The organism is Faecalibacterium sp. OM04-11BH, from assembly GCF_003482185.1.
Classification (GTDB): domain Bacteria; phylum Bacillota; class Clostridia; order Oscillospirales; family Ruminococcaceae; genus Faecalibacterium; species Faecalibacterium tardum.
In genome coordinates, this window is record NZ_QULS01000005.1 from 70304 (window position 1) to 92877 (window position 22574).

The 22574-nt window shown below is 59.9% G+C and carries 23 protein-coding genes and 1 other RNA gene; 12 read left to right on the forward strand and 12 right to left on the reverse strand.

The features are described 5' to 3' along the window. The first annotated feature begins 146 nt into the window (after nt 1–146). The 7 genes from DXB44_RS06335 (at nt 147) to DXB44_RS06365 (ending at nt 8606) form a co-directional block, all read left to right on the forward strand. A complete protein-coding gene (locus DXB44_RS06335; protein WP_118658128.1) occupies nt 147–1640 on the forward strand; it encodes a recombinase family protein in 1494 nt (497 codons plus the stop codon). Between the two features lie 344 nt (nt 1641–1984). Continuing rightward, complete coding sequence (mgtE, locus tag DXB44_RS06340) at nt 1985–3361, forward strand: magnesium transporter (RefSeq protein WP_118658129.1); 1377 nt, start codon at nt 1985–1987, stop codon at nt 3359–3361. 659 nt (nt 3362–4020) lie between these two features. Next, complete coding sequence (locus tag DXB44_RS06345; RefSeq protein ID WP_118658130.1) at nt 4021–5397, forward strand: MATE family efflux transporter; 1377 nt, start codon at nt 4021–4023, stop codon at nt 5395–5397. Between the two features lie 16 nt (nt 5398–5413). After that, the gene (locus DXB44_RS06350) at nt 5414–6166 is read left to right on the forward strand and encodes an exodeoxyribonuclease III (RefSeq protein ID WP_005928145.1); all 753 of its coding nucleotides are present in this window, start codon (nt 5414–5416) and stop codon (nt 6164–6166) included. Nucleotides 6167–6181: 15 nt separating this feature from the next. After that, entirely contained in the window at nt 6182–6667 is a 486-nt protein-coding gene (locus tag DXB44_RS06355) for a small multi-drug export protein (RefSeq protein ID WP_055185843.1), read from the forward strand. A gap of 122 nt (nt 6668–6789) precedes the next feature. Beyond that, nucleotides 6790–8178 (forward strand): Sapep family Mn(2+)-dependent dipeptidase, encoded by a 1389-nt coding sequence (locus tag DXB44_RS06360; protein WP_118658131.1) that lies wholly within the window; start codon nt 6790–6792, stop codon nt 8176–8178. An 8-nt stretch (nt 8179–8186) separates the two neighbouring features. After that, nucleotides 8187–8606 carry a DUF3842 family protein gene (locus DXB44_RS06365; protein WP_097778689.1) on the forward strand — a complete coding sequence of 140 codons (420 nt, stop codon included), beginning with the start codon at nt 8187–8189 and terminating at the stop codon, nt 8604–8606. Between the two features lie 61 nt (nt 8607–8667). On the opposite strand, the gene DXB44_RS06370 is transcribed toward DXB44_RS06365, so the two are convergent. From DXB44_RS06370 to DXB44_RS06415, 9 genes are all read right to left on the reverse strand, one after another. Further along, nucleotides 8668–9255, reverse strand: coding sequence for a hydrolase (locus DXB44_RS06370; RefSeq protein ID WP_118658132.1), 588 nt, complete (start codon nt 9253–9255; stop codon nt 8668–8670). Then, nucleotides 9252–9473, reverse strand: coding sequence for a PC4/YdbC family ssDNA-binding protein (locus tag DXB44_RS06375; protein WP_015536721.1), 222 nt, complete (start codon nt 9471–9473; stop codon nt 9252–9254). The genes DXB44_RS06370 and DXB44_RS06375 overlap by 4 nt, the downstream gene beginning before the upstream one ends. Before the next feature lie 101 nt (nt 9474–9574). Then, nucleotides 9575–9976 (reverse strand): hypothetical protein, encoded by a 402-nt coding sequence (locus DXB44_RS06380; protein ID WP_118658133.1) that lies wholly within the window; start codon nt 9974–9976, stop codon nt 9575–9577. Between the two features lie 42 nt (nt 9977–10018). Continuing rightward, nucleotides 10019–12823, reverse strand: a complete 2805-nt coding sequence (locus DXB44_RS06385) for an SMC family ATPase (protein ID WP_118658134.1) — start codon at nt 12821–12823, stop codon at nt 10019–10021. Then, nucleotides 12820–13962: an exonuclease SbcCD subunit D gene (locus DXB44_RS06390; RefSeq protein ID WP_118658135.1), complete on the reverse strand. Its 1143-nt coding sequence runs from the start codon at nt 13960–13962 to the stop codon at nt 12820–12822. Before DXB44_RS06390 ends, DXB44_RS06385 begins: the two co-directional genes overlap by 4 nt. 242 nt (nt 13963–14204) lie before the next feature. Continuing rightward, the gene (locus tag DXB44_RS06400; protein ID WP_097778695.1) at nt 14205–14675 is read right to left on the reverse strand and encodes a peptidoglycan-binding protein; all 471 of its coding nucleotides are present in this window, start codon (nt 14673–14675) and stop codon (nt 14205–14207) included. Nucleotides 14676–14724: 49 nt separating this feature from the next. Further along, nucleotides 14725–15360 (reverse strand): stage II sporulation protein R, encoded by a 636-nt coding sequence (locus DXB44_RS06405; RefSeq protein ID WP_118658137.1) that lies wholly within the window; start codon nt 15358–15360, stop codon nt 14725–14727. Between the two features lie 111 nt (nt 15361–15471). After that, nucleotides 15472–16839 (reverse strand): PFL family protein, encoded by a 1368-nt coding sequence (locus DXB44_RS06410; RefSeq protein ID WP_005928180.1) that lies wholly within the window; start codon nt 16837–16839, stop codon nt 15472–15474. Between the two features lie 24 nt (nt 16840–16863). Further along, nucleotides 16864–17133 carry an ACT domain-containing protein gene (locus DXB44_RS06415; protein WP_005928182.1) on the reverse strand — a complete coding sequence of 90 codons (270 nt, stop codon included), beginning with the start codon at nt 17131–17133 and terminating at the stop codon, nt 16864–16866. 238 nt (nt 17134–17371) lie between these two features. Here DXB44_RS06415 and DXB44_RS06425 point away from each other — a divergent pair, with 238 nt between their 5' ends. From DXB44_RS06425 to DXB44_RS06440, 4 genes are read left to right on the forward strand one after another with little or no spacing between them, the layout of a single operon-like run. After that, nucleotides 17372–17851: an Lrp/AsnC family transcriptional regulator gene (locus tag DXB44_RS06425; protein ID WP_015536725.1), complete on the forward strand. Its 480-nt coding sequence runs from the start codon at nt 17372–17374 to the stop codon at nt 17849–17851. After that, nucleotides 17851–19035 (forward strand): aminotransferase class I/II-fold pyridoxal phosphate-dependent enzyme, encoded by a 1185-nt coding sequence (locus DXB44_RS06430; RefSeq protein ID WP_097782360.1) that lies wholly within the window; start codon nt 17851–17853, stop codon nt 19033–19035. Before DXB44_RS06425 ends, DXB44_RS06430 begins: the two co-directional genes overlap by 1 nt. 12 nt (nt 19036–19047) lie before the next feature. After that, entirely contained in the window at nt 19048–19932 is an 885-nt protein-coding gene (gene ispE / locus DXB44_RS06435) for a 4-(cytidine 5'-diphospho)-2-C-methyl-D-erythritol kinase (protein WP_113621398.1), read from the forward strand. Between the two features lie 58 nt (nt 19933–19990). Then, nucleotides 19991–20197: a DUF378 domain-containing protein gene (locus DXB44_RS06440; RefSeq protein WP_055185854.1), complete on the forward strand. Its 207-nt coding sequence runs from the start codon at nt 19991–19993 to the stop codon at nt 20195–20197. An 86-nt stretch (nt 20198–20283) separates the two neighbouring features. Here DXB44_RS06440 and DXB44_RS06445 read toward each other — a convergent pair whose 3' ends face one another. The 3 genes from DXB44_RS06445 to DXB44_RS06455 form a co-directional block, all read right to left on the reverse strand. Beyond that, the gene (locus tag DXB44_RS06445) at nt 20284–20928 is read right to left on the reverse strand and encodes an AhpC/TSA family protein (RefSeq protein ID WP_118658139.1); all 645 of its coding nucleotides are present in this window, start codon (nt 20926–20928) and stop codon (nt 20284–20286) included. A 92-nt stretch (nt 20929–21020) separates the two neighbouring features. Then, nucleotides 21021–21225: non-coding RNA, 6S RNA (ssrS, locus tag DXB44_RS06450), on the reverse strand. 25 nt (nt 21226–21250) lie between these two features. Further along, entirely contained in the window at nt 21251–21565 is a 315-nt protein-coding gene (locus DXB44_RS06455) for a DUF1292 domain-containing protein (RefSeq protein WP_005928201.1), read from the reverse strand. A gap of 248 nt (nt 21566–21813) precedes the next feature. Here DXB44_RS06455 and DXB44_RS06460 point away from each other — a divergent pair, with 248 nt between their 5' ends. After that, entirely contained in the window at nt 21814–22536 is a 723-nt protein-coding gene (locus DXB44_RS06460; RefSeq protein ID WP_118658140.1) for a peptidylprolyl isomerase, read from the forward strand. Nucleotides 22537–22574: the final 38 nt, after the last annotated feature.

The window sequence follows — 22574 nt, forward strand, 5'->3', positions numbered from 1 at the left end:
GCGACTACTAATGAAAAAGATATCTCTGCAAGATAATTCTAAAAAGTCTTGATTTTCCTATCAAAACATGGTATATCCATTATACGAAACATTGCTTTAAAAGAACACTCCACCGTTCAATGATGTGTAAATGGGAGGTGCCTGCCATGACCGCCGTAATCTATGCCCGCTATTCATCGGATAACCAGCGCGAAGAATCCATTGAAGGCCAGATTCGTGAATGCACGGCCTATGCGGAAAAGACTGGCATCACCATCGTCAAGCACTACATTGACCGTGCCATCTCTGCTAAGACAGACAACCGCCCGGAGTTTCAGCAGATGATAAAAGACAGCGACAAGAAGCTGTTTGACATTGTGCTGGTCTGGAAGCTGGACCGCTTTGCCCGAAACCGCTACGACAGTGCCCGGTACAAGACCCAGTTGAAGAAGAACGGTGTCAAGCTCATGTCGGCTACCGAGGTCATCTCGGATGGCCCGGAAGGCATCATTCTGGAATCGGTGCTTGAAGGCTATGCGGAATATTATTCCGCTGACCTGTCCGAAAAGGTCATTCGCGGCATGACGGAAAACGCCCTGAAAGGCAAGTTCTCTGGCGGTGCTATCCCTTTCGGCTACACTATCAATGCAGACCGCCGCTTTGAAATTGACCCTCTCACCGCACCTTTTGTAGCAGAAACCTTCCAGCGGTACAACGACGGCCAGACCATGCGAGAAATTCGGGATTGGCTGAACGAAAAAGGTATCAAAAACAAGCGCGGTGGGCCGATGAGCTTCAATGTTATTCAGCATATGCTGAGCAACCGCCGTTATATTGGTGAATTGAAGTACCGGGACATCCTGATTCCCGATGCGATTCCGCCCATCGTGTCCGTGGAGATTTTCAATGAGGTGCAGGAGAAGATGTTGAAAAACAAGAAAGCTCCTGCCCGGAGAAAGGCAGAGGATGATTACCTGCTCACCACTAAGCTGTTCTGTGGTCACTGTGGTGCGCTGATGTTTGGCGAAAGCGGCACAAGCCGGACAGGTGAAGTTCACCGCTACTATAAATGTGCTACTGCCAAGAAGCACAAGGGCTGTAAGAAAAAGACCGTCCGCAAACAGTGGCTGGAAGATCTGGTGGTCAACCAGACCATGCAGCTTGTCCGGGATGATGCCGCCATGGAATCCATCATCGCCAAGGTCATGGAGCTGCAAAACAAGGAGAACACCAACATTCCCCTCTATGAGAAACAGCTTCGAGATGCGGAATCTGGTATCCAGAATATGCTCAATGCGATTCAGGCCGGTATCCTGACCAGTTCCACCAAGGAGCGGTTGGAACAGCTCGAAGAAACCAAGCGTGAGCTTGAAGCCCGCATTGCGGAAGAAAAGCTGGCAAAACCCAAGGTCACGGAAGATTTCATCCGCTTCTGGCTGCTGCGGTTTCGTAAGCTCAACATGAACCAGAAAGATCAGCGGCAGGCATTGGTGGATACATTCATCAATTCGATTTACCTGTATGACGATAAGGTTTTGATTACCTTTAACTATAAAGAGGGTACACAGACCATTCCTTTTGAAAAAGTAGAGGAATCCAAAGCAAAGGGAAATGGTTCGGATTTTGATTGCGTAACTGCACCACAAAAAGACAGCTTTTGATAGCTGTCTTTTTTGTTTTGTATGGGGTTTCGACGACCGCTGCCTGCGAGCAAAGACTTCCCCCGGTCGGGGGAAGATGTCGCATAGCGACAAAAAGGGGAGTACAGGAAGGCGTTGCCCGCGCAGCGTTCTGATTTTTCAAAGTGCTGCCAAGCGGCCGGGCTTCCCTTTTCCCCGCCGGAGCCTTTTGCTTTTGCGGGGATTTTTGCGCCCGATTTTTTTACAAAAAATTCACTCTGGCAGGGTTGCCGCCGCATACCGGATGTGCTATGATGAGGTGCAAAATTTGAAGCGGAGCGATAGATTTTGATTTGTCGAGCTCGCGGAATCAGGAGGAACTACCCATGCAGAAGAATTATGTACAGGAAATTCTGAGCATCATTCACAGCGGTCTGCCCAAGGCAGAACTGGCCGAAAAACTGTCGGATTACCATGAAAAGGATCTGGCGGATGCGTTGGAGGTACTGACCCCCGCTGAACGTCAATCGCTCTATTCCATTCTGGGCGTCGATACCGTTGCCGAGATCTTTACCTATCTGGACGATGCCGAGCCGTATCTGAAGGAGCTGCCCAGCCACGAAGCCGCAAAGGTCATTTCCAACATGGACTCGGACGATGCGGTGGACGCACTGGAAGACCTTGACGATACCGATAAAAACGAGATCGTCAACAAGCTGGACAAAGACTCGGTGGAAGATGTGAAGATGCTGCTCTCTTATGACGAGGATGAGATCGGCAGCAGAATGACCACCAACTACATCTCCATCAAAAACGATATGACCATCCGGCAGGCGATGAGCGAGCTGGTAAAGCAGGCCGGAGAAAACGACAACATCTCCACCCTGTATGTGGTGGACGAAAACGAGCACTTCTACGGTGCCATCGACCTGAAAGACCTCATCATTGCCCGGGCAGAGGAAAGCTTGGAAAGCCTGATCGTCCGCTCCTATCCCTATGTCACGGACCGGGAGCAGATCAGCGATTGTATCGACCGCATCGTGGACTACGCGGAGCGCAGTCTGCCCGTGCTGAACGATGCCGGTAAGCTGGTGGGCATCATCACCTCGTCCGATGTGGTCGAGCTGGTCGATGATGAGATGGGCGATGATTACGCAAAGCTGGGCGGTCTGACCGGCGAAGAGGATCTGAACGAAAGCGTATTTGAAAGTGTGAAAAAGCGTCTCCCGTGGCTGATCGCATTGCTGTTCCTCGGGATGCTGGTCTCCTCGGTCGTCGGCGCGTTTGAATCGGTGGTAGCGGTACTGCCGGTGGTCATCTGTTTCCAATCCATGGTGCTGGATATGGCCGGTAACGTTGGCACCCAGTCGCTGGCTGTTACCATCCGCGTGCTGGTGGATGAAAACCTGACCCTTTCCAAAAAGTTGCAGCTGCTCTGGAAGGAGACCCGCGTGGGTCTTTTGAACGGTGCCATTCTGGCTGTGATGGCCTTGGGCTTTCTGGGCTGCTACATCCACTTTTTCAAGGGCTATGTCTGGACCTCGGCCTTTTTGCTGTCCGGCTGTGTCGGGCTGTCGCTGATCGTGTCCATGGTCATTTCCAGTCTGGTGGGCACGCTGATCCCGATGCTGTTCCATAAGATCCATATCGACCCGGCGGTCGCCTCCGGCCCGCTGATCACCACGATCAACGATCTGGTGGCGGTCGTGGTCTACTATGGCCTTGCCATGGTCGTGCTGATCGATCTGTTCCACCTTGCATAATGGGTGCATCCAGCAGGGCGTTCCCTCCGGGGAGCGCCCTGTTTTGCGTTAAGATGTTTTTTCCGCTGAAAATGCTCAGAGGACATTCAGGCTCGTCCCAGCCCAAAGAACAGTCGTGAACAAAAGAAAAAGCGACGACCCGTGCAGGTGGGTCATCGCTTTTCTCGTCCCTTGCGGGACAGGCAGGGTAAATGATAAGAAGGTAAATGAAGAAAATAGCAAGGTGAAAAACAAAAGCGTGTGCGGAGCCGAATTTGCTGCTCCAAAGTGAAGATGTATCCAAGTTTCGTTTTTGTTGGATACAACATACCACTTTGGAACAGAAATTGCAAGAGGTTTTTTAAAATTTCTCCCAAAAAATACGCGGGAAATCGCATTTTTGTAGAAACGCACAAATTTTACGGAAAGTTCCCGGCAAACTGACGAACAAGCATAAAAACGGAAAGCCTGCCGGAAAACCGTGCAGGATACCTTTATAAAACCGGCGGGCAATGGGAGATAGGCATGGAAAGCGGATTTTCGTGGGATGTAGCCTGCACCGCTTTACAAGTAGCCGGTGGTGTGTTAAGATGGACACATCTGCTGCAACCGGAAAAATGCACGCGCCGGGCAGCGGCGGCGTACCGGGAAAGTGCCTAGTGCCGGGAGGGGAGAAACGAATGACAAAGCTACTGCATGGCAATGAAAAAACCAGCCTGAACGGCGGGCGGGAGCCGCTGTTCAGCCAGAAGGAACTGCTGGTATTGGCCGTTCCGCTGCTGGTGGAGCAGCTGCTGGAAGTAACGGTGGGCATGGCCGACACCATGATGGTGTCCCGCTGCGGCGAGGCGGCCATCTCCGGCGTCAGTCTGGTAGATATGATCAATAACCTCATCATCGTGCTGTTTGCAGCGCTGGCTACCGGCGGTGCGGTGGTGGTAAGTCAGTATCTGGGGGCAAAGGACCGCCCGGATGCCGACAAAAGCGCCGGTCAGCTGCTGCTGCTCAGCGGCTTGTCCGGTGTAGTGATCGGCGTGATATGCTTTGTGCTGGCCCGCCCCATGATCCGGCTATTCTACGGCTCTATTGACGCTGACGTGCTGGACGCGGGCGTGAAATATTTGCAGATCATCGCCCTCAGCTACCCGTTTCTGGCGCTGTACAACGGCGGTGCGGCACTGTTCCGCAGCATTGGCAACTCCAAGATCTCCATGCAGATCAGCTTTCTGATGAACATTATCAACATCGTGGGCAACGCGGTGTGCATCTTCGGCTTCAAAATGGGGGTGGACGGTGTCGCGTGGCCCAGTGTGGTATCCCGTGTGGTGGCTGCGGCGCTGATCCTGCGCAAGTGCTACCGGGAGGATGCGGTGCTTACCGTGCCCAAGACCCTGCGGCTGGACGGCGGCATGGCAAAGCGCATTCTGGGCATCGGTATCCCCTCAGCCTTTGAGAACAGCCTGTTCGAGGCCGGACGCATTCTGGTGGTGAGCATGATCTCCACCTTCGGCACGGTGCAGATCGCAGCCAACGCCGTGGCCAACAATCTGGACGGCATGGGTGTCATCCCGGGCAAGGCCATCAGTCTTGCCATGATCACGGTAGTGGGGCGCTGCATCGGTGCCGGCGACCACGAGCAGACCGTTTACTACACCCGCAAGCTGCTGCTGTGGGCTTACATTACCATGGGGCTTTCCAACGGCGCGATCCTGCTGTTCCTCCGGCAGCTGGTGGGCATCTACGCCCTTTCCGGCGAGACGATGGAGCTGGCCATCACGCTGGTCACCATCCACGCGGGCTGCGCCATTATCTTCTGGCCGCTGTCCTTCGTGCTGCCCAACGCCCTGCGCGCGGCCAACGACGTAAAATTTACCATGGTGGTGTCCATCCTCAGCATGGCATGCTGGCGGCTGGGCTTCAGCTATCTGCTGTGCGTCCGCATGGGCTGGGGCGCTGTGGGCGTGTGGGTGGCTATGGTCATCGACTGGACCTGCCGCGTGACCTGCTTTGTGCTGCGCTTCCGCAGCGGCGCATGGAAAACAAAATATCAGGCATAACAATAAGGAGAAAAGCATGAAACTGATCAGCTGGAACGTGAACGGTCTGCGCGCCTGCCTGACCCACGGCTTTGCCGAAAGCTTTGCCGCGCTGGACGCGGACATCTTCTCGGTGCAGGAGACCAAGATGCAGCCGGGACAGGCAGATTTTGCGCCGGAGGGCTACACCGAATACACCTATTCGGCCGAGAAAAAGGGATACTCCGGCACAGCCTGCTGGTGCAAAACGGCACCGCTGGCAGTGACCACCGGCATCGGGCTGGAGCAGCACGACCACGAGGGGCGGGTGCTGACGCTGGAATACCCCGGCTTTTATCTGGTAAACTGCTACACCCCCAACAGTCAGGACGGGCTGAAGCGGCTGGACTACCGCATGGAGTGGGAGGACGCCTTCCGGGCATACCTGCTGGCACTGGACGCAAAAAAGCCGGTGATCCTGTGCGGCGATTTGAACGTGGCGCACACCGAGATGGACATCAAAAACGCCAAGACCAACCGCATGAGCGCGGGCTTTACCGATCAGGAGCGCGCCAAGATGACCGAGCTGCTGGCGGCGGGTTTTGCGGACAGCTTCCGGGTGGTGCACCCGGACGAGGTGAAGTACAGCTGGTGGAGCTACCGCTTCCACGCACGGGAAAAGAACGCGGGCTGGCGCATCGATTATTTTATCGTTTCCCGGCGCATTGCAGACCGCATCCGCGCCGCCGAGATCCACAACGAGATCTTTGGCTCCGACCATTGCCCGGTGGAGCTGCAGATCGACCTGTAATATAAGGAGAAGCCAATGCTGAAAAATTATCTTCTGATCTTCCTTATCTCCATGGTGCCCATCATTGAGCTGCGCGGGGCCATCCCCATCGGGCTGGGCATGGGGCTGCCGGTGCTGCCCACCTACCTTTTGTGCGTGCTGGGCAACATGATCCCGGTGCCCTTCATCTACCTGTTTGCCCGCAAATTCCTTATCTGGGGCTACTACAAGCCCCTCATCGGCCCCATCTGCCGCTTTTGCATCAACAAGGGCGAAAAGGGCGGCCGCGCACTGGAAGCCAAGGCCGGCAAGGGTCTGACTGTGGCACTGCTGCTGTTCGTGGGCATCCCGCTGCCGGGTACCGGTGCGTGGACGGGCACGCTGGCAGCCTCCATTCTGGATATGAAGTTCAAGGACGTGCTGATCGCCTGTATGGGCGGTGTGCTGCTGGCGGGCATCATCATGGGCTTGGCAAGCGCCGGGCTGCTGGGCGCGCTCAGCGGGCTGTTTGCGGCAGGCTGACAAAACGCGGACGCTTTTGTCGTGAAAAATGCCGGTAGCTTTTCCGCCCGGAGTGTGTTAAACTAGGTAACAGTTGTGTAAAGACAGGGATCTGCTCCCGGTCAGAAAGGACGTTATAGAACATGGATCAGGCACTGAATCAGAAAATTGACGCATATATTGCGGAAAATAAGGAGCAGCTGCTGCAGGACATTGCAGCGCTGGTCGCCATCGACAGCGTGGAGGGCACCCCGGAGGAGGGCGCACCCTTCGGCGCAGGCCCCCGTGCAGCGCTGGACAAGACGCTGGAGCTGGCAGCGGGCATGGGCTTTGCCACCCGCAACTGCGAAAACTACATCGGCTATGCCGAGCTGGCCGGTGCGGACCCGGAAAAATATCTGGCTACCATCTGCCATGTGGACGTTGTGCCCGTGGGCAACGGCTGGACGGCAGACCCCTTTAAGATGCGCATTCAGGACGGCTGGCTGCTGGGCCGCGGCGTCTCGGACGACAAGGGCCCGATGATCGTTACTCTGTACGCGCTGAAGTTCCTCAAAGAGCAGGGCTACCAGCTGCGCTACCCCATCCGTGCCATTGTGGGCGACAACGAGGAGACCCACATGAACGATGTGAAGTACTATCTGGAAAACTACCCCGCCCCGGTGTTCTGCTTTACCCCGGATGCGGAGTTCCCGGTGTGCAACGGCGAAAAAGGCCACTTCGGCGGCAAGATCGTCAGCCCGGTGTGCAACGGCGTCATTGCAGAGTTTGAGGGCGGTGTTGCCAACAACGCGGTGCCGGACCGCGCCAGCGCACTGGTCAAGACCGATATCCGCAAGCTGAAGAACGCCCCCAACATCACGCTGGAACCGGAAGGGGACGGCGTACGGGTGCGCGGCTGGGGCAAATCCGGCCACGCCGCTATGCCGGAGGGCACGGTGAACGCCATTGGTCTGGTGGCGGAGTATCTGCTGGACAACGGCCTGTGCAACGATGCTGAGCGCGCTTATCTGGAGGCACTGCGCAAACTGCACAGCTCCACCGCAGGCACCGGCCTTGGCATCGACTGCGCCGACGGCCCCTTTGGCCCGCTGACCATCATCGGTGGCCGCATTTATATGGAGGACGGTAAGCTGGTGCAGACCATCGACAGCCGCTTCCCCACCTGCACCAACGGTGAAAAGCTGACTGCACAGGTCACTGCTGCACTGGGCGAGGGCGCAAAGCTGGAGGATGTGGACGCAGCCGAGCCGTTCTATATCGCAGCCGACAGCCCCGCCATCCGCGCCTGCATCGACACCTACAACGAGGTGACCGGCGAGAATGCCACCCCCTTCACCATGGGCGGCGGCACCTATGCCCGCCACTTCCCCTATGCCGTCAGCTTCGGCCCGGAGCATGAGGATGTGAAGCTGCCGGAGTTCGGCGGCCCGATGCACGGTGCCAACGAGGCTGCCCCCATCGACAAGCTGCTGGAGGCCGTCAAGATCTACATTCTGGCGCTGCTGCGTCTGGAAGAGGTCGACTTCTGAGGTACAGCATGAACGTGCTTGTCATTGACGGGCAGGGCGGGGGACTGGGCCGCCAGCTGGTGGCGGCTCTCAGCGCCCAGTGCCCGGACATCCGGCTGGTGGCCGTGGGCACCAACAGTGTGGCTGCGCAGGCCATGCACAAGGCCGGGGCGCAGCGCGCCGCCACCGGTGAGAACGCCGTGGTGGTGAACTGCCGCAGCGCGGATATCATCGTGGGGCCCATCGGCATCGTCATTGCAGATGCGCTGCTGGGGGAGATCACCCCCGCCATGGCCACGGCGGTGTGCCAGAGCAGTGCCACCCGGGTGCTGATCCCGGTGAACCACTGTGAAAACTATATCGTCGGCGTGCCCGACCAGCCCATCGGCAGCCTTGTAGCTGCCGCCGTGCAGAAGGTGAAAGCCCTCTGCACCGGGGAAGGCTGCTGAAAATTTCTACAAACAAACAGGCGGCTGTACAAAATGCTGTACAGCCGCCTGTTTAGTTTATTCAGCGCATATTGCTGGTGCGATGCTCCATCAGGTAGGTAGCCTGCAGGTCTGCGATGTGCAGTTTGACCGCCAGCGGGTACTTGTCGTAAGCTTCCGAGATGGCAAAACAGCCGCCCCGGGCCGCATCGTCAAAGCCGCCCATGTGCCAGCGGATGGCAACCGCTTCCTCCACCTTCAGCTTCATGAACCGCTCGATGAGGAACACGCTCTTTTCGCCGTGACCGTAGGGAAAAAGGTCGTCCACACTGTAAAAGGGCGCCTTCTCCCACTGTCCGGTGGCTTCGTTCTTCACGTTGCGGGTGCCCAGCTTGTAGTAGTTGGCCTTGCACAGATCGTGCAGCAGGGCACAGATGGCGTAGCTCTCCTCGCTTTCGCCCTCGGTGAAAAAGCTGTCGTGCAGCGCGTGGTAGACGTTCAGACTGTGCATACACAGCCCGCCCTCACAGGCTCCGTGAAAGCGGGTGGACGCCGGTGCGGTGAAAAAATCCGTCTTTTTGTCCAGCCAGTCCAGCAGCTTTTCGCTGCCCGGGCGGGTGACATGCTGCTGCCACACGTCCAGAAACTCTGCGCGGTCGCCCCCGCTCACAGCTCCATGTCCTCCAGAATGCCCTTGAGGATGGCCAGCTCGTCGTGGCTCAGGGAGATGCCCTTGCCCATGCGGGTGCCGTCCGGGGACCAGTCGCGGATGTCGTACTTGGGCTCGCCGTCGTTCCAGCTGATAAGGTTCAGCTGGCGCTCCCAGCCGCGGGGACGCTGGCTCAGCACGGCTACACGCTGGACAACTTCGTATTTGATCTCTGCCATATTGCAAAACCTGCCTTTATGTTTATATGCTACCATAATAAGGGAAGTGCGGCGAGATTTCAACAGGTAAACTGAAATATTTTAAAAAATTTTTGTTACGCTCAGCCGTAAGGGGCGTCCTCGCGCCATTCCACCAGTTCCAAAACGGCGGCGGTGTCCTCATCCGGGGCAGGGTGACGGCTGTGCAGCTTTTGCTTTGTGCTGAACAGCCCCGGCGCGTAGTGCGCCATCACACTGGTCTGCACGTCCCCGGCCAGAAAGGCGGCGGCGTTTTTCTGGCGGCAGGCCATGGGGGTGCCGTCTGTCATGGGAACGCCGGGCTTTTCGGGCTGCGGCAGTTCCGGCGGGGGCAGCTGGGTGCCGGGGGCGTCCGGCGCAGCAGGGGGCTGCAGGGGCATACTGCCCAGCGGCGGGGCGATGCGGGTGCTGCTTGCCTGCGGGGCGGCAGCGGTGCCGGGCTGGTTTTCCAGTTCGTGGCGGATGAAGGGTTCCAGAGAATTCATCAAAATTCACCTCCGCCCCTAGTGTGCCCCGCCGGCGGCGTTTTACACCCGCAGCTCTACGGTAGAGCCGCCGGTGCGGGCCTTGTGCACCACCACCTGCCGGTCGATGCGGTCTTTCAGCGCCCCCACATGGGAGATGATGCCCACCAGACGGTCGCCCTCGGTCAGGCCGGAGAGCACCCGGATGGCGAGCTCCAGCGATTCCTCGTCCAGCGAGCCGAAGCCCTCGTCTAAGAACAAGGTGTCCAGCCGGATGCCGCCGGCGCTGCTCTGCACCTCGTCCGAAAGGCCAAGCGCCAGTGCCAGCGAAGCCTTGAAGCTCTCACCGCCGGAAAGGGTCTTTACGCTGCGGCGGGTGCCGTTGTAGTGGTCGATGACGCCAAGGTCCAGCCCGGACTGGCTGCGCTGGTTCTCTGCGCCGATGCGTTCCAGCTCGTACTGCCCGGCGGTCATCTGCATCAGGCGGGTGTTGGCGTAGCGCAGAATGCGGTCCAGATAATTCATCTGGATGTAGGCTTCCAGTTTGATCTTCTGCTTGCTGGTCAAAGTGCCGCCCGCCGTAGCAGCCAGTGCGCTGACCCACTGCCACCGGCTTTCCAGCGTCTGCCGCGCTTCGGCGGCAGCACGGTACTGCACCGCTGTTTTGCGGTTGGGCAGCAGTTGTACCGAAAGCTGCTTTTCCCGGCTGCGCAAAGCCTCCCGCGCGGCGGTCAGTTCGGTCTGCTGTGCGGTAAGCTCCTCGGCGCTGCGGGCGGGCAGTTCCTTTTGGGCGGCGGTCTGCTGTGCGGTCAGCGCCTCCACAGCAGCTTCAGCGGCGGCAACGCTCTGTTCGGCCTGTTTCAGCTTGCGTTGCGCCGTGTCCATACCGGTGCGCAGGGTGCGGCGGTCGGCTTCCAGCTTGTCCAGCGCCGCCTGTGCGTCCGCACGCCGGGGATAGGGCAGAGCGGCGCGCCGCTCTGCGATTTGACCCTCCAGCGCGTCTGCACTTGCACTCTGGGCGGCGGCGCTGCGGTCAGCTTCGGCAGCGGCCTGTTCCAGCGCCGGGCGCTGGCGGGTCTTTGCCTGCCGGTCAGCTTCCAGCTGTGCCTTGCGGCGGCAGTCGGCATCTGCCTGTTGGCACTGGGCGGTACAGTCTGCCTGTTCCGTCTGCAAAGCAGCCGTTTCCTCAGCCAGAACGTTGGTCATCAGGGCAAAGGTGAGGGGGACCGTGCCCTCGGGGGCGGTAAAGCGCTCCGGCAGCAGGGTCTCGGCGTCCCGCCGGAGGGAGGTCTTTGCTTCGTTGGCAGCAGCCAGTGCGCTCTGGGCGGCAGCGCTGGCGGTCTGCGCCTGTCGGTCAGCGGCGGCAGCGGCCTGCCGTGCAGCTTCCACCTGTGCCTGCGTGGGCGCGGTATGGGGCAACAGGGCGCGGGCGGGGTGATGGGTACTGCCGCACACCGGGCAGGGTGCGCCCTCGACAAGGCTTTCGGCCAGCAGCCCGGCCTGTGCGTCCAAGAATGCCCGTTCCAGCGTATTCTGCCGGGCGCGGGCTTCGTCCTGTGCGGCGGCAGCGGCGCGGTAGCTTTCCTGCGCCTTGTGTGCGGCCTTGGCCTGTCGCTGGCAGTCCGCAAGGCGCTGTTCCAGCTTTGCCAGCGCTTCACCGCGCTGGCAAAGCTGGGCGCTGCGGGTTTGCAGCACCAAAAGCCGGGTGTCCGCGTCTGCCAGAGCCGCAAGTTGGGACTCGGCGGCAGCAAGGGCGGCGTTCAGACTGTCCAGCTGGGTGCGCCGCTTGTGCGCCTGCGCCGCCGCCAGCTGGGCGGCGTCCCGCGCTTCTGTCCGCTGGCGGCAGAGGGTGTCCAGCGCGTCATAGGCCGCAAGGGCGCTCTGCGCCTGCGTCACCTGCGCGGTCAGGGCATCCAGCTGCGCAGCGTCCCCGGCGTGGCGGTCAGCTTCGGCGCGGGCGGCATCCAGTGCGGGCTTTGCGGCGGCAAGCTCTGCCTGCCGGGTAGCCAGTTGCTGCGCCAGTCGCTGCGCCTGTGCGGCGGCACCCAGCTGCTGCTGTACTTTGTCCAGCTGGGCTTCGGTGATGTGCAGGGCGGTGCTGGCTTCTTCCAGCGCCGCAGCCTGCCGTGCGGTGAGGGCGTCCAGTAAAGCAAGCGCCGTTTCCGGCACGGTCTGGGCGCACAAGGCGCGCAGCGCCTCGGCGTCCGGGTCCTCCGGGCTGAATTGCAGCCCGCCCAGCAGGCTGTCCAGTTTGGCGTTCTGGGCGGTGCGCTGCTGGTTCAGCGCGGCGGCTTCGGCCTGTAAGCGCTCCTGTAACTGAGCATAGCGCTGGGTGCGGAACAGCTTGCGGAAGATGCGGCTGCGCTCCTCGGTGGAGGCGTTGAGCAGCTTTGTGAACTGCCCCTGCGCGATGAGTACGATCTGGGAAAACTGGTTATAGTCCAGCCCGATGATCTCCTGCACGGCGGCGGTCACGTCCTTTGCCTTGGTCACCGGCGGACGGGTGTCCGGGTAGGTCAGAGTGGCATCTGCCTTTTCGGTGGTCATGCCCTCGCCCCGGGTTTTGGGACGCTGATACTCCGGGTTGCGACGCACCGTGTAGCGCACGCCATGCACCTCAAATTCCAGCTCCACAAAGGTGGGGGTCTTGTCGTCTGCGTACTTGCAGCGCAGCATGGAGCCCTCCCGGATGCCGCTGCTGGAATGATCGTACAGCGCATAGGTGATGGCGTCAAAAAGGGTGGTCTTGCCCGCACCGGTGTCGCCGGTAATAAGGTATAGCCCGCCTTTGCCCAGTTTTTCAAGGTCGAGCGTAGTCTGGGCGGCATAGGGGCCAAAGGCCGAAAGGGTCAGTCGCAGCGGTCTCATACGGTGTCGCCCTCCTTCCAGATCTCCTCGATCAGTTCCTGGCAGAATGCCGTCTGCTCGGCGGTCAGGGGCTGGTTATTTTGCAGCTGGTAAAAGGCAGCCAGATGTTCCAGCGGGGAGATGCTCTCGGTGCGCTCCGGGGCGCTGATCTCCTGCTGCTGGCGGGTGCGTTGGTTATCGTAGTCCAGCTGCATCAGGTTGGGGTAGATGACCCGCAGCCGCGCCAGCGCATCCGGTACATCCTGCTCATCGGTCAAGGTGATATACAGATAGTCGTCCACGGCGGTGCCCTCGTAGCAGCGGCGGTCGGTCAGCTCCATGTAGCTGCCCCGCAGCCCGCGCAGCTCGTGCCGGGGGGTCAGGGGCGCGGTGGTGATGTGCACCTCGCCCTTTGCACCCAGCTCCACAAAGGTGGCGCTTTTGCGCTGCCCCGCCTCCGAGAAAGAATATTTCAGCGGCGTGCCGCAGTAGCGCAAGGTCTCCCGCCCCACCTTCTGCGGGCTGTGCAGATGCCCCAGCGCCACATAGTCAAAGGCATCGAACAGGGCGGCGTCCACGCTGTCCACCCCGCCCACTGAGGGCTCCTCGCTCTCGCAGGCGGCAGCACCCGCCACAAACTGATGCGCTACCAGCACGCTTCGGTGGCCGGGGTCCGGGGTGCAGTGCCGCAGCACGCAGGCAAGGGCGTCGTTGTAGCTCTCAATAGGCTCGTCCGGCCAGACGTGCCGCACCATGGCGGGCTTCAAAAAGGGCAGTAAGTACACATCCACCGTGCCGTGGGCATCCTGCAAGGGGATGGGCTGCGGCGCACCGGTGAACACCGGGCTGACGTAGACCCGGCTGTCGGCCAGCAAGGCAGAGCCAAAGGCCACCCGGTCAGCAGAATCGTGGTTGCCGCTGATGGCGAATACCGGCAGCTTCCGCGCCGCCAGTTGGGTCAAAAACCAGTCCAGCAGCCGCACCGCCTCGGCAGGGGGAACGGGCTTGTCGTAAAGGTCGCCTGCCAGCAGCACGCCGTCCACAGGGGTGGCATCCAGCAGGGCTAGAATTTGTTCCAGAATATACCGCTGATCTTCCAGCATGGAAAACTCGCACACCCGCTTGCCCAGATGCAGGTCGGACAAATGCAGAAAACGCAAACAGGAACACCGCCTTTCAAAAAATGCTTTGTCCTATTATAACGCAGCCGCCGCTGCGGGCGCAACCAAGGAGAACAGAAAAACGGACAACTGCTGTTTGCCGTTGCGACCCCTTCTGTGAAAATGGGACACCGGAGCGTCCGCAGACGCTCCGGTGTCCCGAAATTTAAAATGATTTTTCCGCTGAATATGGCCAAAGCGCACGCGGAGGCCATTCCAAATCGTTTTACGGTCTGCGTATATCAGAACATCTTTTCCCAAGTGGCGTAGCCCACGCTGCCGTCTGCCGTCAGACCGTTGCGCCGCTGGAACCGCTGCACGGCGGCAGCGGTGGACGCACCATACTTGCCGTCATCTTTCAGCCGCTCGCCCAGAGAGTTGAGCTTCTGCTGTACCAAACGCACCGTGCCGCCGGAAGAGCCGGTGTGCAGCACGATGCCGGGGTATGGCACCTTCAGCCCGTGCTTTGCGGTGTAGCGGGTGTAGAGCACGTTCCATGTGTTCTGCCCCACCTTGCCGTCCATGTTCATCTTGTTCTTCAGTTGGAACTCCTGTACGGCGCGCTGGGTGCTTGCGCCGAATTTGCCGTCCGCCTTCAGCGCATCGTACCATGTGCAAGCATCGCGCACGCCGTTGAGCCACGTCTGTACAAGTGCTACGTCCGGCCCGGAGGAGCCGCGCTGGAGCAGGGAATAATAACCGGGAATCGCCATAGAGGGATCCCTCCTTTCCCTCCATGCTATGCTCCGGCGGGGTGCGGCGTCACCCTACCAGCAGCACCGTCTGCCGCCGGGCGGTCAGCCGGTGCGCCCAGTCCACCAGCCGGAAGCGCAGGATATACTGCCCGCAGACAAGGTCGTTCTCCGCAGGCAGGGCGTAGCCGCCCTGCGCAAAGCTGCACAGCCCCGGGTACAGCACACACCACCAGTTGCGCCCGCCGCCGCTGCCGATGTCGATGCGCACGGCATCGTACCGCCCGGCGGGCAGCTGACCGGTGGGGTAGCGCCGGGCGGGAAAGTACATATTCACGAGATACACCCGCACCGGGGCACGGATGCCCTGCGCGGCCAATGCCCGCTGCGCCGCCAGCTGAAACTGCAAAAGCCGCCCCGCCGCCCATGCCCGCGCCTCCGGTGCGCTTTGCGCCGGGCACTGCTGCATCACGGCCAGCACGGCGTCCCGCACCCGGAGCTTGGCACTCTGGTCGGCCACGGCATTGCTGGCTGCCCGGATGTGCAGCCGCAGGGTGTCGGCGCACAGCGCTGCCCCTGCATCCAGCTGGGTGCGCCCCCAGCACAGCCCCTGCAAAGCGCCGCATAGCGCAAAGCCCGCCAGCAAGCTGGCGCACAGCAGCCGCATTTGCCGGACGGAAAGCGGCTTTAAGAAAAAACGCACCATAAAAACAGACCCCTCTTCTGGAAATGATAACCAGAGGATGGGTCTGTTGCGGCGGGGTTATACAAAAAAACTCTCCGCCATTACTGCAAAATGACGGAGAGGGAGTTTATGTTAGTTCTTCAAAGACTGCATGGGTGCGGGCAGGCGGCCGCCGCGGTTGATGAACACCGAGGGGTCGTGGCTGTTTACCGGCATGATGGGACCGTAGCCCAGCAGGCCGCCGAAGTCCAGCACCTCACCGGCCTTGCGGCCAATGGCGGGGATGACGCGCACGGCGGTGGTCTTGCTGTTCACCATACCAATGGCGGCTTCGTCCGCGATCAGGGCGCTGATGACGGCGGGGGTGGTGTCGCCGGGGATGATGACCATGTCGATGCCCACAGAGCAGACGGCGGTCATGGCTTCCAGCTTTTCAATGGTCAGGCAGCCGATCTCGGCAGCGTGGATCATGCCGGCATCCTCGCTGACCGGGATAAAGGCACCGGACAGACCGCCAACGTGGTTGGAGGCCATCACGCCGCCCTTCTTCACGGCATCGTTCAGCAGGGCAAGGCAGGCGGTGGTGCCGCAGCAGCCGCAGGTCTCCAGACCCATCTCTTCCAGAATGTTTGCCACACTGTCGCCGATGGCAGGGGTGGGAGCCAGCGAAAGGTCGATGATACCGGCGGGCACGCCCAGTGCCTTGGAGGCAAGGTTTGCCACCAGCTGACCCACGCGGGTGATCTTGAAGGCGGTGCGCTTTACCAGCTCTGCCACCTCGTCGATGGGGGCGTCCTTGGGCAGGCGTGCCAGCGCGGCGCGCACAGCGCCCGGGCCGGAAACGCCCACATGGATCTCGCAGTCCGGCTCGCCGGGGCCGTGGAAGGCACCGGCCATGAAGGGGTTATCCTCCGGGGCATTGCAGAACACCACCAGCTTGGCAGCGCCGATGCACTGACGGTCGGCGGTCAGCTCGCTGGCCTTCTTCACGGCTTCACCCATCAGCTTGATGGCGTCCATATTCAGACCGGCCTTGGTGGCGCCGATGTTCACCGAGCTGCACACGATGTCGGTTTCGGCCAGTGCGCGGGGGATGGACTCGATCAGGCGGCGGTCACCGGCAGAAAAGCCCTTGTGCACCAGTGCGCTGTAGCCGCCCACAAAGTTGACGCCCACCTTTTTGCCGGCGGCGTCCAGCGTCTTTGCAAAGTCCACGGGGTCTGCCTCTGGGCAGGCACCCAGCAGCATGGCAATGGGGGTAACGCTGATGCGCTTGTTGATAATGGGAATACCGTACTCGGCGCTGATGTGCTCCACGGTGGAGACAAGGTTCGCAGCCTTGGTGGTGATCTTGTTATAGATATTCTCGCAGGCCTTTTTGGGGTCCGGGTCGATGCAGTCCAGCAGGCTGATGCCCATGGTCACGGTGCGCACGTCCAGATTATCCTGCGTGAACATCTCGATGGTCTCCAGGATATCCCCGGTGTTAAACATACTCATAGCGGTTGCGGGCTCCTTTCCGGCTCAGATGGTGTGCATGGCGTCAAAAACTTCCTGACGGGTCACGTTGATCTGCATCCCCATCTCGGCGGCAAGCGCATCGGTGCGCTTGTGCAGCTGGTCATGGTCAACATTGCAGTTGGAAAGATCCACCAGCATGATCATGGCAAACATCCCCTGCAGGATGCTCTGGGTCACATCCTCGATGTTGATGTTCAGTTCGGTGCACAGACCGGCCACCTTTGCGACAACGCCCACGGTATCGTGTCCAATGACGGTAATGAAAGCTTTCATGGTTTCCACCCTCGTTTTCCTTATAGTGATTGGTGCCGCCAAAGACCCGGCACACGCTTACCCTTCCAGTATAGCAGATTTAGCAAATTTTGAACACACTTTTTGTAAAAAAGAGCAGAATCCAAGGGCAAAAGACATTCTATATAAAAATCAAGTGCATTCTGCCGGGGCTTGTGCTATACTTATATTTAATTTCCCGCGGATTTCCGTGTAGAGGGTTGATAAGGAGTATATGACAATGGAACAGCTTTTGAAGATTCTGGAAAACAACGCCCGGCTGCCCGTGGAGGACATTGCCACCATGCTGAACAAATCCCCCGCCGAGGTGGCGGCGATGATGGATCTTGCCCGGGCACAGGGCATCATCAAGGGCTACAAGACCCTTGTGGACTGGGAAAAGGCCAAGGTGAACCGCGTGGAGGCGGTCATCGAGCTGAACGTCAGCCCCAAAAAGAGCCGCGGCTTTGATGAAATCGCTGCCACCATCGCCGCCTTTGACGAGGTGGAGAGCGTGCTGCTGATGAGCGGCGGGTACGACCTGCAGCTGGTGATCAAGGGACAGACCTTCCAGGAGATCGCCCTGTTTGTGGCAAAGCGGCTGTCGCCGCTGGACGATGTGCTGTCCACCGCCACCCATTTTGTGCTGCGCACCTATAAAAAAGAGGGGCGGCTGTATCAGGATGAAGAAATTGATGAAAGAGAGTGCACGGTGCTGTGATGGATTATGATAAACTGATCGCGCCTGCCGCCAAGGCCATGCGCCCCTCCGGCATCCGCAAATTTTTCGATCTGGCCGCCGAAATGCCCGAGTGCATCAGCCTTGGCGTAGGCGAGCCGGACTTCAAGACCCCGTGGGCTGTGCGCGAAGCCGGCATCGAAAGCCTTGAGCATGGCCGCACCCGCTATACCTCCAACGCCGGTTTAAAGGAACTGCGCGCCGAGATCAGCCGGTATCTGGAGCGGCGCATGAACCTGCGCTACGACCCCATGCGGCAGATCCTTGTGACCGTGGGCGGCAGCGAAGCCATTGATATGTGCATCCGCACGCTGGTCAAGCCCGGGGACGAGGTGATCATCCCGGAGCCCTGCTTTGTGTGCTACGAGCCCATCACCACCCTGTCCGGCGGCGTGCCGGTGCACGTTGCCTGCCGTCAGGAGGACGAGTTCCGTCTGCGCGCCGAGGCGCTGAAGGCAGCTATCACCCCCAAGACCAAGCTGGTCATCATGCCTTTCCCCAACAACCCCACCGGTGCGGTGATGGAGCGGGAGGATCTGGAAGCAGTGGCCGAGGTGCTGCGCGGCACCGATATCATGGTGCTGTCGGACGAGATCTACGCAGAGCTGAACTACGGTCTGCGGCCGCACGTTTCCATTGCCACCCTGCCCGGTATGGCAGAGCGCACCATCGTGGTGAACGGCTTTTCCAAGAGCTACGCCATGACAGGCTGGCGGCTGGGCTATGCCTGCGGCCCGGAGGCTGTCATTAAAATTATGACCAAGATCCACCAGAGCGCTATCATGAGCGCCCCCACCACCAGCCAGTACGCCGCCATCACCGCCCTGAAAGAGTGTGACGGCGAGATCGACCGGATGCGGGACGAGTACAATATGCGCCGCCGCTTGGTGGTGCGCAGCTTCAACGATATGGGTCTGACCTGCTTTGAGCCCCGGGGTGCGTTCTACGCCTTCCCCTGCATCAAGAGCACCGGCATGAGCAGTCAGGAGTTCTGCACAAAGCTGCTGGAACAGAAGCACGTTGCCATCATCCCCGGCGATGCCTTTGGCGCTTCCGGCGAGGGGTACTGCCGCGTTTCCTACGCTTACAGCGTGGAGCACCTGACCGAGGCACTGAAGCGCATCCGGGAGTTTTTGGTGGAAAACAACATCTACCATGGCAACTGAGGAGGAACACAGATGGAACGGCGAGAGCGGAAAAACGCAGTGACCGTGCTGGCCCCGGCCAAGCTCAATCTGGCACTGGATGTAGTGGGCCTGCTGCCCAATGGCTACCACGCGCTGGACATGACCATGCAGACCATCACCCTGTACGAGCGGGTGATGCTGCGCCGCAGCGCCGGGCTCAGTCTGCGTCTGCCGGGCAGCCTTGTGCAGCCCAACGATAAAAATACCGCTATCAAGGCGGCGCTGGCGTTCTTCCACTACACCGGCCTGCTGGCGGGGGTGGATATCACCATCTACAAAAATACCCCGGTGCGGGCGGGCATGGCAGGCGGCAGCGCAGACGCAGCCGCCGTGCTGGTGGGTTTAAATGCCCTGTACGGCGCAAAGCTTTCCATGAGCGAATTGTGCGCGCTGGGCGCAGGCATCGGTGCGGACGTGCCCTTTGCCCTGATGGGCGGCACCTGCCGGGTGCAGGGCGTGGGTGACCTACTCAAGGCGCTGCCCCCTGTGCCGGACTGCTGGTTCACGGTGGTGATGCCGGACTACGGTGTGTCCACCCCGGAAGCCTTTGCCGCCTACGATACCGTGGGCAGCAGCACCCACCCGGACTGTGAGGCGCAGGAAAAGGCCATCCGCGCCGGAGACTTGGACGCCGTATGCGCTGCCGCCGGGAATGCACTGGAAGAGTGCAGCGGCGCAAAGGACAACGAAGCAATCAAAGCCCTGCTCCGGGCGCACGGCGCTGTTACCGCCCTGATGACCGGCAGCGGCGCAGCAGTGTTCGGCGTGTTCCGGGACGAAGCTGCCGCCAGAGCCGCCGCAGCGGCAGCAAAGCGGCAGTGGCCGCAGGTCTACGTTGCCAAGCCCGACCGCGGCGGTGCCCGGGTGATCCGCTAAAAAGTATAAACCTCCTTCCTGCAGGGCATACTGGCCCCAAAGGAAGGAGGTCTTTTTTGTGCAGACCTTTTACAAAATCTGCCTGCTGCTGCTCATTGTGGGCGGCGTGAACTGGGGGCTCGTGGGGCTTTTTCAGTTCGACCTTGTGGGCTGGCTGCTGGGCGGCAGTACCTCGGTGTGGTCCCGTATCGTGTTTGCGCTGGTGGGCTTGGCCGCCCTTGGCTGCATTCCGAATCTGTTCAGCGAGGAACCGGAGGAAGAATAACAAAACGGCTGCTGCACTTTTGCGTGCGGCAGCCGTTTTCAGGTTATAGCTTTTCCAGCGAAAATATAAAATATTTTCTGCGTGGTTTACTGGTCGTTGTCCACATCATCCCAGCCGATAAGGTCGGGCAGGGTCAGCGTCTCGTCCGAGCAGTGGTGGCTTGTGCGGCGCTGGTCGGCAGCTTTCGTATGGATCACCTCGCGGGCAAGCTCCCGGATGGCAACGCAGTCCTCCGGCAGGTCGGTCTGGCTGCGGCCGGAGTGGGTGAACAGGATCTTGCCCTCGTGGCCGACGATCAGGGTCATGGGCAAAATCTGCGGGGCATTGCGGTCGTAGTGATAACCGGCATCCCGGGCACTTTTGTAGATGCGCTGGGCAGAAAAGCTCCAGCTCAAAAGCCCGCGCGCCTGCTCCACCCCCAGATAACTGTATAGCACACCCGGCGCATCGCAGATGATGGGAAAGGGAAACTCTTTCCCCTGCGTAGCCTCGGCCACCGCGCGGGGCGCTGAGCGCACCACGCAGGCCAGCCGCACACCCCGCAGCCGCGGCAGGGTCTTTAAGTAGCGGGTCAGGTATTCCCGGGTGACCGGGTGGTCGAACCCGGGCAGAAAGATCATGCACAGGGGCTCGGTGCCCTCGCACAGGGCGTAAAAATCGTTGCCCGGGGTGGTGGGGGTGTCAAAGGTGAACCGGGGAATGGAAGTACCAACCAGATGCTCAGAACTCATGCCGCAATTGCACATCCTTTCAAATGGTGATAAAAAAATCCACAGCCGTGCCCTGTGTTTGCAGGGGCACAAGCGGTGGATTGGATTACTATAAAGATCCCGCCCGGTCGTCTGCGGCCAATCAAACCTACCCTTACGGACAGGTGGGTGCCCTGTCTCCGGAATCACGCTTCCTCATCGAACCTCCATGGTCGACCCATGGCGGGGAGGTCTGCAATCCACCGGAGAACTCCGGGCTCCCGTTGAATGATTAGTAGGATCATACAAACCGCAACAAATCGAGCCGGGCAGGAAGTCTTGCACGGTCAATCCGTCAAAGGACTTACTCGATATCGTAGTCCTCGCTCAGACGCTGCTCAAACAGCTTGCTGACTTCCATCAGCACCTCGTCGTCCTCTACAACGTCCAGATATTCGCCTTCGTCATCTTCCCCGACACTCAGGATCACCAGCTGGGCGTCCTCGTTCAGGTCCTCTTCGTTCTCGGCGTATTCCACAACAGCCAGATAATGCACACCCTTGTGGTCCAGTGCATCGATCACCTCAAAGGTGACCTCGTTGCCGTCCTCGTCCTCAAGGGTCATCAGGTCGGGCTGATATTCTTCTTCCGTATTGGGGTTCTTGATCTCGTCAGACATAATACGCTCCTGTATTGCTTCATCACAAAAAGCAGTTGATGCTGCGGGCTGTACCCCGCTTGGTCTGTTTATAGTGTAGCGTGTTTTGCCCGGTTCGTCAAGATGCTTTTTCGCACAGAATTCACCGGATAAATTTTCACGCAATTTCCTCTCGCACTGCCGCGCAGAATATGGTATACTACTGGTTGAATCTTTTGCGCTGCGCTGTGCAGCGTTGTAGTACAGTATATGGAACAGGGAGCGGGAGTATGTTGAAAAAATTCGGGGCGGTCTGTCTTGCGGCGGTGCTGCTGCTTACGGGCTGCAGTCTGCGGCCGCAGGAAAACGGCAGTAAAGTCCAGAGCATCAGCCGCCCGGCGGTGGAATCGGCAGAGCTGCAATTCACCCACCCGGCAGCGGGGGACACGGTTGCGGTGTTCGATACCTCTGCGGGTGTTTTCCGGGCGGTGCTCTTCCCGGAAAAGGCCCCGCAGGCCTGCGACAACTTTATCGGCCTTGTGCAGCAGGGCTACTATAATGGCCTTACCGTGAGCCGGGTGGAGAACCAGTTCGTGGTGGAAGCCGGGCAGGGCGCAGACGGCAAGGGCTCTACCATCTGGAAGGGCAGCCGCTACCCGGTGGAAGCATCGGACAGCCTGCACCACTACGCCGGGGCGCTGTGCATGGGCGTGGACGCTTCCGGCGCGTGCGCCAGTGTGTTCTATGTGGTGGAATCGCTGCCGGGAGAACAGTCGGTAACGCAGGAACTGACAGACCAGATGAACGCCGCCGGTTACCGCGCCGAGGTGGTATCCGCTTACCAGACGGCGGGCGGTGCGCCCTATCTGGACTACACCGACACTGTGTTCGGGCAGGTGTACGAGGGTATGGACATCGTGGACACCATCGCCCAGACCGCTGTGGACGAAAGCCAGAAGCCCACCACCGAGATCACCATCAACAGCGTGAGCATCGAGACCTATCAGGGATAAATAGTAAAGTCAAAAAAATGATGCCTGTGCGTGAGCAC